13 protein-coding genes are annotated in these 14,788 nt (G+C 37.5%); 6 read left to right on the forward strand and 7 right to left on the reverse strand.

Translation table 11 applies throughout. The features are described 5' to 3' along the window. Nucleotides 1-11: 11 nt before the first annotated feature. Both I7H67_RS05290 and I7H67_RS05295 read right to left on the reverse strand, forming a co-directional pair. A complete protein-coding gene (locus tag I7H67_RS05290; protein WP_198307284.1) occupies nt 12-968 on the reverse strand; it encodes a FecR domain-containing protein in 957 nt (318 codons plus the stop codon). Between the two features lie 30 nt (nt 969-998). Further along, nucleotides 999-1,505, reverse strand: coding sequence for a sigma-70 family RNA polymerase sigma factor (locus I7H67_RS05295; RefSeq protein WP_198307285.1), 507 nt, complete (start codon nt 1,503-1,505; stop codon nt 999-1,001). A gap of 366 nt (nt 1,506-1,871) precedes the next feature. Between I7H67_RS05295 and I7H67_RS05300 the strand changes: the two genes are divergently transcribed. Together I7H67_RS05300 and I7H67_RS05305 are read left to right on the forward strand one after the other, a co-directional pair. Continuing rightward, nucleotides 1,872-3,245 carry a putative bifunctional diguanylate cyclase/phosphodiesterase gene (locus I7H67_RS05300; RefSeq protein ID WP_198307286.1) on the forward strand — a complete coding sequence of 458 codons (1,374 nt, stop codon included), beginning with the start codon at nt 1,872-1,874 and terminating at the stop codon, nt 3,243-3,245. A gap of 144 nt (nt 3,246-3,389) precedes the next feature. Next, on the forward strand, nt 3,390-5,336 hold the full coding sequence (locus I7H67_RS05305) for an acid phosphatase (protein WP_198307287.1): 1,947 nt from the start codon (nt 3,390-3,392) through the stop codon (nt 5,334-5,336). A gap of 123 nt (nt 5,337-5,459) precedes the next feature. Here I7H67_RS05305 and I7H67_RS05310 read toward each other — a convergent pair whose 3' ends face one another. From I7H67_RS05310 to I7H67_RS05320, 3 genes are read right to left on the reverse strand one after another with little or no spacing between them, the layout of a single operon-like run. After that, nucleotides 5,460-6,374: an alpha/beta hydrolase gene (locus I7H67_RS05310; protein WP_198307288.1), complete on the reverse strand. Its 915-nt coding sequence runs from the start codon at nt 6,372-6,374 to the stop codon at nt 5,460-5,462. Further along, the gene (locus tag I7H67_RS05315) at nt 6,358-7,257 is read right to left on the reverse strand and encodes an alpha/beta fold hydrolase (RefSeq protein WP_198307289.1); all 900 of its coding nucleotides are present in this window, start codon (nt 7,255-7,257) and stop codon (nt 6,358-6,360) included. The genes I7H67_RS05310 and I7H67_RS05315 overlap by 17 nt, the downstream gene beginning before the upstream one ends. Nucleotides 7,258-7,276: 19 nt before the next feature. Further along, the gene (locus I7H67_RS05320) at nt 7,277-8,329 is read right to left on the reverse strand and encodes a sugar phosphate isomerase/epimerase family protein (RefSeq protein WP_198307290.1); all 1,053 of its coding nucleotides are present in this window, start codon (nt 8,327-8,329) and stop codon (nt 7,277-7,279) included. A 180-nt stretch (nt 8,330-8,509) separates the two neighbouring features. Between I7H67_RS05320 and I7H67_RS05325 the strand changes: the two genes are divergently transcribed. Next, on the forward strand, nt 8,510-9,109 hold the full coding sequence (locus I7H67_RS05325) for a TetR/AcrR family transcriptional regulator (RefSeq protein WP_198307291.1): 600 nt from the start codon (nt 8,510-8,512) through the stop codon (nt 9,107-9,109). 80 nt (nt 9,110-9,189) lie between these two features. Here I7H67_RS05325 and I7H67_RS05330 read toward each other — a convergent pair whose 3' ends face one another. After that, complete coding sequence (locus I7H67_RS05330; protein ID WP_198307292.1) at nt 9,190-9,810, reverse strand: NUDIX hydrolase; 621 nt, start codon at nt 9,808-9,810, stop codon at nt 9,190-9,192. A gap of 135 nt (nt 9,811-9,945) precedes the next feature. After that, entirely contained in the window at nt 9,946-10,704 is a 759-nt protein-coding gene (locus tag I7H67_RS05335; protein WP_198307293.1) for an HD domain-containing protein, read from the reverse strand. A 718-nt stretch (nt 10,705-11,422) separates the two neighbouring features. On the opposite strand from I7H67_RS05335, the gene I7H67_RS05340 reads away from it, so the two are divergent. From I7H67_RS05340 to I7H67_RS05350, 3 genes are all read left to right on the forward strand, one after another. Next, entirely contained in the window at nt 11,423-11,977 is a 555-nt protein-coding gene (locus tag I7H67_RS05340; protein ID WP_198307294.1) for a TetR/AcrR family transcriptional regulator, read from the forward strand. 319 nt (nt 11,978-12,296) lie between these two features. Beyond that, on the forward strand, nt 12,297-13,463 hold the full coding sequence (locus tag I7H67_RS05345) for a carbohydrate porin (protein WP_198307295.1): 1,167 nt from the start codon (nt 12,297-12,299) through the stop codon (nt 13,461-13,463). 10 nt (nt 13,464-13,473) lie between these two features. Further along, nucleotides 13,474-14,769 carry a serine hydrolase domain-containing protein gene (locus tag I7H67_RS05350; RefSeq protein ID WP_198307296.1) on the forward strand — a complete coding sequence of 432 codons (1,296 nt, stop codon included), beginning with the start codon at nt 13,474-13,476 and terminating at the stop codon, nt 14,767-14,769. Nucleotides 14,770-14,788: the final 19 nt, after the last annotated feature.

The raw sequence follows: 14,788 nt of genomic DNA on the forward strand, positions 1-14,788 counted from the left end.
ATCATATTTTTTTATCTTTTTTTAATATTTAACAAATATTGGCTGTAATAATTCAGTTCAAGTTGATGGCTATAGGCTAAAGTTTCTAAGCTTTGCTCAGGATTTTTTAGAGAAAATACGCCCGAAATTTTTATATTTTTCAATTCTGGGTCGAGATGGTAGCTTCCTTTTTTATAACGAAATAGCTCATCTAGCACTTTTTGAAGTGGCCATTGATCTACAACCAAAAGTTGTTGGGTCCAATACGGTTGATCGTTATCAAGAGGAAGAGACTTTGAAATATATTTTTCGTCAAAAAAAGCACGCTGGCCTTGTTTTAATATTTGCCGTTTAGATGAGTTCTCTGGCTCAATTGCGACTGCATGTTTATAGACTTTGACTTTGGTCTGTTCGCTATTTTCTTGGCGTACCGTAAACTGAGTACCTAAGGCTTCTACTGAACCATTCTTGGTTTCGACAATAAATGGTCGATGTTGAGCATCCTTTGCTGTTTCAACATAAATTTCTCCATCAATCAGTTTTATCTGACGTTTCTCTTGCGTGAAATTTACATCGACATAGCAATTACTTGCCATAATGAGTTGTGAACCATCTTTTAACGATACTTTTCTAATTTCACCCACTTTGGTGTGGTAGTCCGACTGCCATTTTTCCCAAGGTATGAAATAGGCAGACAAACCAACGATCATTAAACCTGAAAGGCTTAACAGCATATTGCGTTTTGCAGCAAGATTAAATTTTTGGTTAGACTGAACTAAAGCTTCGGAAGGGAAGTTAGCTGCAAGGTTTGATAAACCATGGCTGAATTTTTCCATTTGCTGGAGTGCTAGCTGGTGTTCTTTTTTTTCGGTTTTCCACTGCTCAAACTGTTGTTGTTGTAATGCGGTCATTTCACCCGAATGTAAGATTACCAACCAGTCTGCGGCTGCATCTAAAACATGAGGAGGGATTTTAGTAATATCTGACATAAGGTAACAAATTAAGCGCAGCTAACAAGGTTAATTATAAAGGTCTATACAAGCTAAAAAAGCTTGTTTCATATCTCTTTTTACAGTGGCTTCAGAAATATTCATTTTTTCACTAATTTCTCGATAAGTCATGCCATCTAGTTGAGACATTAAAAAGACCTGAGCTGTGCGGGTAGGCAGTTTTTCTAATATTAAATGGACCTGATATAAAGTTTCTTGAATATAAACTTCATGTTCAGCGGAGGGATAATATTCTTCTGGAAGATGCTGTAGGGCGTCTAGATAGAGGTTTTCAATATGTTGACGACGCCAATAGTCAATCATGACATGTTTGGCAATGCCCATAAGCCATGCCTGTGGTTCCTTAATTTTTTGAAAACAATATTCACTTTTTAAAGCACGATAAAACACTTCCTGGCTTAGGTCTTCAGATTGATGATGGTGCTGAAGTTTGTGTTTAAACCATGATAAAAGCGTAGTTTGCTGAGAACGGTAAATTTGGTTAAACCATACCTGTTTGTCTACATCGAGGTTCATAGCAGTGAAGTCCACAAATTGGCACTGAGTAGCGCAATTAAACACACATTTAAATTATTCTTAAATAGTAATGATAATTATTATTAATATCAATCATTGGGACAATATATTCTAGAAACAATAATGTTCTAATTTTTCGCTATTTAGAGCCTGTACCTTAGTCGCAGACACATGTATCGTTAGGGGATGATCCTTTAAAATTATAAGGTGTTTGATAAGCAACATCGTTCAATTAAACAACCAAACTATACCACCACGATAAAACAACAACGTTCTCAAGATGAGTCGTATAAATAACAAGGAATAAAACATTTTGTTTTATTGGTGAATCTTGAAGTGGGGTATCAATGATCCAGATGGGGGTCTATGAAGAAATATTTTATGGTTGATTTATTTATGTTCGCTTCGTCTTTTTTTAAGAAACACAAGAAAAATTACCGCAGCGTAAAGGACCAGCAGCTTACAATTGCAGCCAAAGCAAATATCTTTATTTGCATCATTTTTTGCTTGTTCTGGACCATATATTTTGCATTTGCACAAATGTGGTTGATTGTTTACATGGATATCTTTTTTACATTGATCTCCATATTTAGCCTTTTTCTTATTTATATAAATCGAATTTCAGCGGGTATTCTTCTTTCACAAGTCGTACTGCTGGTTTTTCCAGTGGTGTTCTGCCTATTTTTTGATATAGCTACCGTTGATCGTCCTCAGGTAGCTCATTTATTTTTACCTGCTGGAGCGATATTGGGGTATTTGAATTACCGCAGAGACCCAAGCTATTTACAATTCATTTTAATTTTATTATCGATTGGGTGTTTTATATTTTTTAGTGGAAGCTCTTTTAATCTTGAGAGTGCTATACCGCTATCTGAAGATATTCGTGATCATGGTGGATGGATTGCAACTTGTGCTGCCACATTAATGATTTGTATTTCAATTTATACCATGCAATTAGAGATACAAATAGAAAACAGCATGGTGAAAGACTTACGCTTAGCTCTTGCTAAACAACAATTTGAGCTTTTTTATCAGCCGCAAATCAACTCTTCTGAAACGCTGATTGGTGCAGAAGCTTTATTAAGATGGCACCATCCTACTTTAGGTTATGTTCCTACAAAAGATTTCATTCCAGCGGCTGAAACGTTTGGATTAATGCCAGAGATTGGGGAGTGGGTGTTAGCTCAAGGCTGCAAAGTTTTACAAGACTGGAGCAAAAAAGCCGAGACCAAAGATCTTACGCTTTCCATCAACATTAGTGCTGATCATTTTATGCAAGCTAGCTTTGAGCAAACCGTAATTGGAATGGTTCAAAAATATCAGATAAATCCATCGCGGCTCATTTTAGAAATCACCGAAAATATTGCTTTAAATAATTGTGTAAGCATGATCGAAAAAATGCATTTCCTGTCAAAAAATGGAATTCAGCTTTCCCTTGATGATTTTGGTACAGGTTATTCATCTTTAAGCTATTTACAAAAAATGCCCATCAGCCAAATCAAAATTGATCGTAGCTTTGTGCAGGCAGCTTTAGATGATAAACGTAGCAATAAACTCGTCACTGGCATTATTAAAATTGGACTAGATTTGAACCTTCGGGTGTTAGTAGAAGGCATCGAGACGACTGAACAATTTAGTGCTTTTAAAAATAATGGATGCACTGAGTTTCAAGGCTATTTATGGGGATGTCCGATGCCGTTAAATGACTTCTTAAAACAGATTGCCTACTTCAAAAAATAGGCAAAACAACTATTTCAGCAGTTAAGTATAGAAAGTAAAAAGAGAGTTAGGATTGTTTAGAAAAATTTAAATTAATTTCAAATATGTAATAACAGCTAAACATTCATGGTGAAAGATATGGATATTTATTAAACGGATCACACCATGTCAAGCTTTAAAATAAATACACTTTTACTTTCCCTTATCTCTTGTTCAGTCTTTTTTTCAGGGTGTAATGACAGCAATTCTTCTGATGATAATTCGGCAGCAAATCAAGAAATACCCGCAGCGCCCAAGGGTGTAGGCTTTGAAGATACTGCTCCAGTTCCATCGAATATCAGCACCATTGTAGATTCGTGGACGACCAATCAACGTGGTGATGCACGTTACGCAACGGTTGAAACAAATGCTGGGGTGCGTGTGCTGAGTGGCTTTCTAGATGTATGGACGCCCTCAAGTTTATTTGTAGATGCAGGCCAATCTGCTGAGGCAAAAGACGGCTTTCCGGCTGTAGTCGCATCAAACTGGACAGGTTTACCAGGCGACAGTACGGACGGTACAAAAAAGAATGCGGATGTATTGAACTACAACATTAATTATTCAATTGAGACCACCCATAAGCGTACAGAAGAAGAAGCTATTCGTGCCTATTTAGATGATAGACGTGGAAAAAGTTATAGCGTAACGACAGGGATGGGAGCATTAACCGATCCGTGGAGAAAACTCACTGGGCAGACTACAACAATCAATTCAGTGCCAGCCGATGCCGCACAAGTAAAATATGATGACAAAGGAAATAATAGTGGGCTGACGACGGCTGATGGAAACGCCAACTTTGGAAAAGTCGTTGAGTTTGTTCAAGCGATGGGGAATAACTCATCGACGGAGTCAGCAAAACGCTTTTATAAATATGCTCGCCCGTGGCGTTGGAGTTCAGAAGTTATTGTTGTACCGAGTTTAGAGTCTGCAAAAAGTAGTACGCCTGCAACTGACGGTGGATTCCCGAGTGGGCACACAGCTGAAGCTGGCCGAAATGCAATTGCAATGGCTTATTTAGTGCCTCAACGTTATCAGGAACTGATCGCGCGTGGTTTAGATCTTGGCGATTCACGTATTATTGCAGGCATGCATTCAGCGATGGACGTGATTGGTGGACGTCTTCAATCGATTGCCGCAGATGTTGCAAACTTAAATGCCATGACTGTAGAGCAACGAAAAGAAGCTTATTTACAAGCTCAAACACAGCTTATGAAAGAAACCAATAGCTCAACGTTTGAATCATTTTATGGTTTGTCTAAAACACCGTATGATGCGAATGACCGTTTTGCTGATCTTGAAAAATTAAAACAGCAGGTGAATCACTGGATGACCTATGGTTTTAACCAAATTGGCGATAAAACAAAAATAGCCACTGTGCCTAAAGGGGCCGAAGTTTTATTAGAAACCCGACTTCCTTATTTAACAGCCGATCAGCGCCGTGTAGTTTTGAAATCGACTGCGCTTGCTTCGGGGTATCCTGTTATGGATGACGTAGAAGGATACGGTCGCTTAAACCTGTTTAGAGCGGGCGCAGGTTATGGCAGTTTTGATGGTGACGTAAATCTGACCATGGATGCAAGTTTAGGTGGCTTTAACCAATATGACCAATGGAGTAATGATATTACGGGTGCAGGTAAACTCACAAAATTAGGCACGGGAACTTTAGCACTGACAGGAAATAACGCATTTACGGGCGGTATTGATTTAAAGCAGGGTGGTTTAGAAATATTGTCTGAGCATGGTGCTGGTCAAGGCGATATTTACATGCATGAAAATAGCTTATTAAAAACCAACTCAGCTAAAACTGTTACTATTGCGGGTAATTTAACTCAGCTTGCAGGAACCACCTTCAATATCACGTTTAAATCGAATGTACTTCCAGCAGTTCAGGTGGCAAATACGCTTACTTTAAATGGAACATTGCAGCTCGTTACAAAAGACAATTTAGCGGCGGGAACTTATACGGTGTTATCTGCTAAAAAAGTCCAAGGCACCTATAAAAAAGTGACACTTAATGGCAAGGATATAACGCCAATTTATCAAAATAATAGCGTTAAGTTTACGGTGTCATAAGCGCAACTTGAATAGCCAACATCTATAGTCAAAAGTAAGCTGGGTCACTCCCAATGTTTAATTAAACAATTTTGAAGAGTGGCCCGACTAATCGAAATACTTAGATGATGGAAATAAATCTATCTATATGTGAATTTTACTATAGATAGATTTTACCTTTTCAGGACTAATTGCCAGCATGTGGATCGCGCCGTGAATCATCCCTTCTAACAAATGAAAGTTCACCTGAATGCCAGCATCCCACAGTTTTTGAGCATATCTTTCGCCATCATCTCGGACTGGATCATATTCACAAACAAAAATAGTTGCATCTGGCAGTCCATCTAAAGACTGAGCGAGTAACGGACTTACAAGTTCATTCTGTTTTTCACTTTCATCTTGCACATATTGATCCCAACAATAAACCATTGTGGATGACTCCAAACCATAACCTTCGGCGTATTGGTCATAAGATTTGCTACTCATCGTGGCATCTAAAGCAGGATAGAAAAGAAGTTGATGGCTTACCTTAATTTCTGGGCGTTGTTTTGCCATTAAACATGCAGCGGCCGCTATGTTTGCGCCCGCACTATCTCCACCTACAGCAATACGGTTTGAGTCAATTCCAAATAGTGAAGCATGTTCATGGATATAGCGGAATGCTGTAAAAAAATCATTTAGAGGAGTTGGAAACTTAAACTCTGGAGCCAAGCGATAGTCCACAGAAAATACAACTTGTTGAGTGGTTTCTGCTAACAACCGACACGAGCGGTTCCATGCATCTAAACTTCCAAGGCACCAGCCTCCACCATGCGCAAAGACAAAAGCAGGCCGTTGCTCAGTGTTTTCCAGTGAATAAGGAACATAAACACGAACCTCAATTTCGGCACCATCTGAAACAGCAACATAGAAACTTTGCTGATAGCTTGCATCATGCTGAATGCCTTGCTGATCAATAATGTCTTTATTTACTTGTTCTCTTAGCTCCTGTAACGAGTTTACAGCCTGTGTGGTTGGTCTGGACTTAAGCCAGCTTTCAATTTCAGCAAGTAGAGGCATCGCTTTTTTCCTGCTGCAAGAAATCTAAAATGAGTGAGCTAAATATTTCTGACTGTTCTTCCATAATGAAATGACCGCAGTCTTTTACAATCGCACTGGTTAAATGTGGTGAAACCTTTTTCATGGTTTCATAAGGGGCATTATCTGTAGCATGTTCAGCGCCTATGGCTAAAACTGGCATGTCTAAACTTTTAGTTTCTCTGATTTTATTTTGACGAATGGTCTCTGGAATAGAGCGGTAATAATTAAAACCCGCCGTTAATCGACCCGGAATTTTATAGGCTTCAATATAAGTTTCAATCGCCACTTTATCTTTGTGCCACGACCATTTATCAAACATATAATTTAAATAAGTATCTTCACGGCCCGCGATTAAGGCTTCGGGTAAGTCTAGGGTTTGGTTAAACATGAAATGCCAAAGAAAGATATTTTCACTCGGCTCAACAAAAATAGGAGGTGCGGGTGCTAAACCGGGAATCACTGCTTCTGTTACCGCAAGACGAGTCACTGACTCAGGAAAGTCAGATGCAAGCGCATAGGCAACCCACATGCCAATGTCGTGACCAACCACCGAATAAGTTGGATATTCAAGTTGAGTCATGAGCATCGATAAAATTTTAGCGATACGCCCCGTATCGTAACTTCCATCCAGTGGAGCTGAATTTCCTGTTCCGGGTAAATCAACAGCGATGGCTTGATAACCCTGTTTCGCCAGTTCAATCATGACTTTGTGCCACGCGTACCATGTTTGTGGCCAACCTGGAATAAGTAATACAGCTGGGCCTTCCCCTAAGGTGACGTAGTGTAATTTTTTACTTTCGATGTGAATGTAATGATGTTGGAATTCGTTATACGAGTTTTCATTGAATAGGTGATTTTTCATGTTGATCTCTTACGATTCCTTAAATACCTAATAACTGATTAATTTGAGCCTGATTCACAGGGGCAGCAGCAAAGTCATCAAACACTTTATCGGTGACATGAATAATATTTTGCTTAATAAACTCGGCACCTTCGCGTGCGCCATCATCCTTATTTTTGAGGCAACATTCCCACTCTAATGTGGCCCAGCCTTCGTAGTCGTAATGTGCTAACTTGGAAAAAATCGCTTTAAAGTCAACTTGACCATCACCCGTAGAACGGAATCGAGCCGCTCGATTTCCCCAGCTTTGATAGCCGCTATACATTCCTTGGCGACCTGTTGGATTAAACTCGGCATCTTTAACATGAAACATGCGAATGAAATCTTTATAGATATCGATATATTCCACATAGTTCAGTTGCTGCAAAACAAAATGGCTTGGGTCAAAAAGAATATGGCAACGAGGGTGGTTGCGAGTCCGCTCTAAAAACATTTCAAATGTAATGCCGTCATGCAAATCTTCACCGGGGTGAATTTCATAGCAAAGGTTGACGTCTTGTTCATCACAAGCATTCAAAATAGGAAGCCAGCGACGCGCTAATTCATCAAACGCCGTTTCGATGAGTCCTGACGGTCTTTGAGGAAATGGAAATACATAAGGCCATGCCAAAGAGCCTGAAAATGTCCCCATATCTTTAAGACCTAGGCGGGCAGATGCTTGAATTGAAGCGAGCATTTGTTGTTTTGCCCACTCGGTTCTAGCTTCTGAATTGCCATGCAAATGAGATGGGGCAAAGTTATCGCACATTGAGTCATAAGCAGGATGCACCGCCATTAACTGCCCAAAGATATGAGTCGTTAACTCACTAATTTTTAAGCCATGATTGTTTAAAGTACCTAATATTTCATCGCAATAATCTTGGCTTTCTGCTGCCAAATTGACATCAAATAAACGCTTATCCCAAGCAGGAAGTTGTACCGCTTCAAAGCCTTGGTTTGCTACCCAAGCTGCAATATCTTCTAGGCGGTTAAAAGGAAAAACATCATCGCTAAATTGAGCAAGATGAATACTAGGGCCTTTGATGGTTTCCATAATAAAACCTAATTAGTTGTCGATCGACAAACAATAGGCTTAATTTTTGAGAAAAACAACTTTTTATTTGAAAATCAAAACAAAACAGGACTATTTTGAATAAATCTCATTGATTTATTTGTGAAAATATTTTTTTCGAATAATAATAAAAAGAGGTACTAAATTTGATAAAGGGTCATTATGGCTGGCAGACCAAGAGAGTTTGATCGAGAAGAAGCCCTCGTAAAAGCGAGAGATTTCTTTTGGCTTCACGGCTATGAAGGCACATCCATGTCAGATTTAGTTGAAGTTTTAGGGATTGCCTCCGCTCGAATTTATAAAGCGTTTGGCTCAAAAGAGGCTTTGTTTAGAGAGGCTGTAAATCACTATGAAAAGAACGAAGGTAATTTCGCCCTAAATGCTTTAAAGCAAAAAAATATTAAGGATGCAATAAACCAATTATTTCAAGATGCACTAGCGCTTTACACGCAAACCAACCATTCCTATGGGTGCATGGTGGTGTCGGCAGCGAGTGTGCTAGGGGAAGAGAACCAAGCTGTTTTGGAGTGGATGAAAGCACAGCGTATTATACGAGGCCAAAGTCTAGTCGAACGATTTGTTCAAGCAAAATCAGACGGTCAATTGGTCACAGATGCAGACCCTAAAACTTTAGGGCAATATTACGCGCTTGTTCTTCATGGGCTATCTGTTCAGGCCAGAGATGGATATTCAAAAGAAGAACTTGATCAAGTGATTCATTTTGCATTAAAAAATCTAGATCAATATGCTGTAAATGCTTAATTAATTAAGCATTTATTTAGTCCGTAGTGTAATAACAGAACTCCAAATATAAGAGATCTGCCTTACATTGATTTTTTTAACTAATCAAACTTAGTAATTTCTGGTACTGACTCTAAATAATCAAAAAATTGCAGTATTTGTTCTTCTGTTACCCGTGCTGTAGAAATAGGTGGTAACTCATCTCTACTAAAGAATCCAACTTCGGGTGTTTCAATACTTGGTGTCAGTTCACCATCAATAATTTCACACCAGAAGAAAGCCTTATACACATGTAAAAACATGGGAGGGTGTGGGTGCTTGGTTCTATCAGTTAAAGCTAATAATTTAATGGCCTTAACTCGTAAACCTGTCTCTTCTAGAACCTCTTTTTCAGCATTTTCCGATGCTGAGTAACCTACGTCAGCCCATCCACCCGGAACAGACCATTTCCCGTCTCCAATTTCTTTTGCTAATAATAATTTATTTTCTTTAAAAACAACTGCTCTGACATCTAGTTTCGGAGTCGCATAACCCACGTCTTGAAGCACGTTATTAATAAAATTTTCTGTTTTGATTTCTTTTAATTCTAATAAATACTCAATGTGTCCTAGAAGTTGTTCATAACGTTCTTTGTCATAAACATCTTTTGAGTAATGCAAACCTGTTTGAGCAATACCAGTAATTTTATTTAAAGTTTCTAACCACTTAACTGAGTCATTCATTGCAACGGATGCCTTCAAGCTTATATCTTTTAGCTATGGTAAGGCATACTCAGGTGAAGCACTATTAAACAGTTGTTAGCTGAGATTTCAAGCGAAGTCTTTTGAGATTTTTTACGATTAATAGCTCTAGTTAAATTACTCTTCATATAAATTTGACTTAATCATGAGTGGTAAACCAAGACTATTTAATAAACTAGTTCGAGAATTTGGTACATTCTTACTTTCTAAATCAATAAGCTCAATAAATTCTTTATTAAATTGTTTTCTAGGATATTTTTCCAAAATTTTATTTCTAAAAGAGAGGGGGAGTCTATATAGACCGTCACTAATCACATCGCATGATGCGCCTTGCTGTAATAGCGTAATTTCTGCTGGGTTAGAGTGATCTATATAGCCGTTCATATGTAAGCAGATAGCATCTTTAATAACTCCACTTTTCTTCTCATCAAAGCTATATTCTTTAGCCTTTAGCTCAAATTGTTTAGCACTCTCATAGGTAAAACAGTTACAACCTTTACTATGAATATGTTGCTCAGTTAAACCAATATCATGAAAAAGTGAGGCTATTAAAAGTGACTCATCATCAAATTGCTGTTTTTGCATATTGCCTAGGGCAGCGCCCCAGAAATAGGTGCGCCATGAATGATTATAGATAGATATATCTGCTTTGGCCTCTAGTTCATCAAGCGCGACTTTAACCATTTGAGTATCTGGTATCACGATCTGATCGATATCAAAATCGCTAGAAGTTTTGAATCGAAAATAATTTATTTTTATAGAGGCCATAACACTTGGCAGCATAATTTTTTGAATTAACTTAACTTTCTCTTTGAAGCTGAGCTGACCATTTGTAGCTTGCATCCAGTGATATGAACCAATTCTTTTAGTTTTCATGATTAGCTCTCATTTTAGAGTAATTACTCTAAAATATTATCGTAGATAATTTTTTGCAAGTCGTATCTTTTAAGACCTCGTTAGAACTTTGATTGATAAGCGTTTTATAAACCCCAATTTAACAATATCTTATTCATTATTTATCCTTACTTTTTAATGATCTATTTTTAAAACAAATGTCATTTTGCGTGCTTGACTGTAAAAAGGTTGAGCACTATCCTTTGCCTGCTGGCCACATTGCCAGTCGGTTTTAGCAGACCGTGATGAAAGATCGCATCAGAGTTATTCCGTCTGAGGGATACTCTTATGTGTAAACTCCTAGTCTCCTCCCGTAGCGGTAGGACGGGAGAGGGACACCTTCGGGTGTGCTGGTTATATCTTTCACCAGTCTGCTAACCCTCTTCCGTTCTGCCACCATAATTTATAATGTTTTGGCAGAACTCCCAATAAAAAGGAGTTGGCTTTGCACATCCATTATTTCTTGGCAGCCTTTGCCAAAGTCTATATCGACACGACTTAAACTTTAAAAGCAGTTTGATGGGCTATAGACTTTTCAGGCTTTAAATCGTCACGACCAAAAAACTTAATCAACAATAAAACTTGAGATGTGCCAAGCACAGTCTTTATAGGCTTTGCTATGCCTTTTTTCTCCCAAAAAATGGCAGCGGTTTTTATATCTCATTTATATACAACAATAATTTTTTATAACGGTAAAACTATGCCACATTCAGATCTCCCATTTCGTGCTTTAAGCGTATTGCACACTTCCCGCTATCTTTTTAATAAATACGGCTTTCACAATGTCGGGGTAGACCGAATTGTTGAGTCGGCGAAAATCCCCAAAGCGACTTTTTATAACTACTTTCACTCAAAAGAAAGGCTAATTCAAATGAGCTTAACCTTTCAAACAGATGGTCTTAAACAAGAAGTGATTTCAATCATCCATGTTCAAAAAGAATTAACCCTAGTTGAAAAACTGCGCAAGCTTTACTTTTTACATGCCGACTTAGACGGGCTTTATCATTTGCCGTTTAAAGCTATTTTTGAAATTGCGAAAACGCATCCAAAGGCCTATCAGACCGTAGTTGACTACCGAAATTGGTTTATTAATGAAATCTATAAACTGCTTTTAACAACGAATGAAAATGCTTCAAAACAAGATGCACACATGTTTTTGTTTGTGATTGATGGGGCAATGGTTCAGCTTTTAGACCCTAACAAACCAGATGAAAGAGAGCGGTTACTTGAGTATTTTTTGTTGGGGTTTGGGTAATTTTTTTGATTATTTAATAGCCTAAGTGTTTAAGGGTTATATGTCATTTTTAGACAAAATTGATGTCATTAGCACACAAGTCAAACCAATATAAATATGTTGAAATCAGATCTATCAAATGGGACTGAAATAAATCAGTAAGCCTAAAGTTATCGATATTTATTAAATATAATTTATTAATTTGTGGTGGAGGAGATTCAGAAACTATCAGGGTTAATAAATATTAAATTGAGCTAGAAATAATCATTATGCCAAGTTTTTAATTATAAAAATATAAAACTTGGAAAGTGATTAATTATATTTAAAGGAAAGAATTCTTATGTATATATCTAAACAAGGATGTATAGGTACACTCGTGCTTTTATATAGCATAAGTGCAAATGCAGAAATTAGCCTAAAAGATAATTTTAAGTTCACAGCTAATTTTATTGATTTAGCGATGTATAGCCAAGAAAGTAATGTAGATGACAATTTTACTAATTCAGCAGGTTTGTTTTTAAATACTGAAATTAAATTAGCGAATGAAAGTCAGGATTTTGGGGTTTTAAAAGCACAATATGTGTTTAATGGTTTAAATGATGATGCACAGCTAAATACCTCAAACAATTGGTTTGGCGGAGTAGGAAGTTATGTTGGTGGAGCAATTGCTGCCAATGATTTAGCTTCATCCCAACTCAGTTTACTGACTTGGGATAAGTATTGGAATGATAAGAAACTCTATACTTCCGTTGGGCGTACCAATCTAAGACGATATTTCCTCTATAACAATTGTCAAAATATCCTGTTGTGTACTGACCCAATTAAAGGCGCAATGGGTTCATTGCCGACTAACTATGCGTATTGGGGCGGTTATGCCAAATATAATTTATCAGACCATATCTATATGCATGCAGGGGTTTTTGAGGTCAACACAGATGATTATGTCTATAAGAAAAAAGGATTAGATTTTTCCTTTCATCATCAGCTAGGTTACACCCAAGTATATGGTGTGGGATATAAAGATAAAAATAGTAAAGCAGAGCTATTATATTTTTATAATAATTCTGAATATCGTAATGCATATACTCAAGAAAAATATGATGGTACAGATGGTTTAAATTTTAGATTTAATCATGATTTTAATAATCAGAATATTCCAACTGTATTTGGTGCTTACTCATATATTGATGAAAAAAACCAGCCTTATAAAAATTATTGGGAACTCGGATTAAGCTACAAAATCAATCAAGGTAAAAATCATTTAGGCGTTAAGTTCGGTCAGTCTCAACTCAATGATGATTATGTTTTAATGACAGAGAAAATTAATGGTAATAATAATAAAACAACCTCTTTCCTTTCTTTAGATACCGATATTAATTACAAACGCCTAACTCTAAGCCCATTCGTACAATACATCTGGAATCCAGATAACTACTACCGCTCTACAGGAAAAACCTTCAATAGCAATGTGATTGTCGGTTTAGTCACGCAAATTAAGCTCTACTAAGGGAAAAAAGATGAAGATTACAAAAATGAGCCTACTGTTCACTGGTCTATTCGTCAGTAGTGTCGCTTGTGCTGAATATAGCTGTCAGCAGTTGGAACTAAAGGACTGTCCAACAACCGTGGATAAAAAATTACCTGACCCACATGATATGTTGACATGGACACAACAACAAAGGGTGATTGGTTTTCGAAATACATTCCGTAGTTATGATGGCAGTGTTTTTCACCCTGATAAGAAGAACATACTTGCACTTCCAAAACTAAAGAACAGCATTAAAAATAAGGATATCCATTACTCGGTAGATGGCAAAAATTATAATTTAAATGATTACTTGAAAAATCAAAGTGTTGCAGGTTTGATCGTATTGAAAGACGGCAAAATTGCTTATGAATATTACGGACAAGGGAACAATGAAACGACTCTATGGACTTCTCGTTCAGTTGCAAAGTCTATTGTGGCAACATTAATTGGGGTCGCTATTCAACAAGGTAAAATCAAATCAGTAGATGATCCAATCATTCAATACTTACCAGATTTGAAAGGAACTGCTTGGGAAAAAGTATCCTTAAAACAGCTTTTGCAGCATACATCAGGAGTTGAATGGAATGAAAACTATAAAGATCCAAATTCAGATTTTGCAAAAATGACCTACTGTGAGGCAGCTAATAATCCCGATGCTTGTGTCTATAAAAATGTAAAAAACCTGAAAGCGAAATATGAACCGGGAACGGTATGGTCATATAGCACAGGTGGGGCATATTTGGTGGGTAAAGTCTTAGAAGCTGCAACACATGAAAATATTGCTAAATATCTCGAGGACAATGTCTGGAAACGTGTAGGTATGGAGCGAGAAGGTGTTTGGCAGTCTTATACCCGCAATCAAGTTGACATGGGTGGACATGGGTTTAATGCAACGTTACGTGATTATGCGCGTTTCGGACAATTTATATTGAATGAGGGACGTGTTTCTAATGGAGACAAGATGTTACCCGATGGTTGGACAGCCCAAGCGACCAAATGGAATCAAGCGAAAGGCTCTGTCTCAGAAAACTACCCAAAAGGAATATATGGTTTTCAATGGTGGAATTCACATGCCAAAAAAGGTTCGCCATTAAGCACACAAAATTCTGATGAAACTTTCTGGGGACTGGGTATTTTTGGACAGATGTTAGCCATTAACCCTAAAGACAAGATTGTCATGATGCAGTGGAGTACATGGGAAACTGCAATGCCATCCGCTGAGCTTGATAATGAAAAAAGTTTATTTTTTAATGCGGTAACTCAGCATCTTACCCAGCAAAAATAAGCAGTTTTTCTATAGCTTA

Origin of the sequence: Acinetobacter sp. ACIN00229 (genome assembly GCF_016106645.1) — a bacterium.
GTDB lineage: Bacteria > Pseudomonadota > Gammaproteobacteria > Pseudomonadales > Moraxellaceae > Acinetobacter > Acinetobacter oleivorans.

Bases quoted from the DNA above. Each gene is read 5' to 3' on its own strand.
- I7H67_RS05345 (WP_198307295.1), top strand. From the start codon at position 12,297: ATGTATATATCTAAACAAGGATGTATAGGTACACTCGTGCTTTTATAT.
- I7H67_RS05340 (WP_198307294.1), top strand. From the start codon at position 11,423: ATGCCACATTCAGATCTCCCATTTCGTGCTTTAAGCGTATTGCACACT.
- I7H67_RS05325 (WP_198307291.1), top strand. From the start codon at position 8,510: ATGGCTGGCAGACCAAGAGAGTTTGATCGAGAAGAAGCCCTCGTAAAA.
- I7H67_RS05300 (WP_198307286.1), top strand. From the start codon at position 1,872: ATGAAGAAATATTTTATGGTTGATTTATTTATGTTCGCTTCGTCTTTT.
- I7H67_RS05290 (WP_198307284.1), bottom strand. From the start codon at position 968: ATGTCAGATATTACTAAAATCCCTCCTCATGTTTTAGATGCAGCCGCA.
- I7H67_RS05295 (WP_198307285.1), bottom strand. From the start codon at position 1,505: ATGAACCTCGATGTAGACAAACAGGTATGGTTTAACCAAATTTACCGT.
- I7H67_RS05315 (WP_198307289.1), bottom strand. From the start codon at position 7,257: ATGAAAAATCACCTATTCAATGAAAACTCGTATAACGAATTCCAACAT.
- I7H67_RS05350 (WP_198307296.1), top strand. From the start codon at position 13,474: ATGAAGATTACAAAAATGAGCCTACTGTTCACTGGTCTATTCGTCAGT.
- I7H67_RS05335 (WP_198307293.1), bottom strand. From the start codon at position 10,704: ATGAAAACTAAAAGAATTGGTTCATATCACTGGATGCAAGCTACAAAT.
- I7H67_RS05320 (WP_198307290.1), bottom strand. From the start codon at position 8,329: ATGGAAACCATCAAAGGCCCTAGTATTCATCTTGCTCAATTTAGCGAT.
- I7H67_RS05310 (WP_198307288.1), bottom strand. From the start codon at position 6,374: ATGCCTCTACTTGCTGAAATTGAAAGCTGGCTTAAGTCCAGACCAACC.
- I7H67_RS05305 (WP_198307287.1), top strand. From the start codon at position 3,390: ATGTCAAGCTTTAAAATAAATACACTTTTACTTTCCCTTATCTCTTGT.
- I7H67_RS05330 (WP_198307292.1), bottom strand. From the start codon at position 9,810: ATGAATGACTCAGTTAAGTGGTTAGAAACTTTAAATAAAATTACTGGT.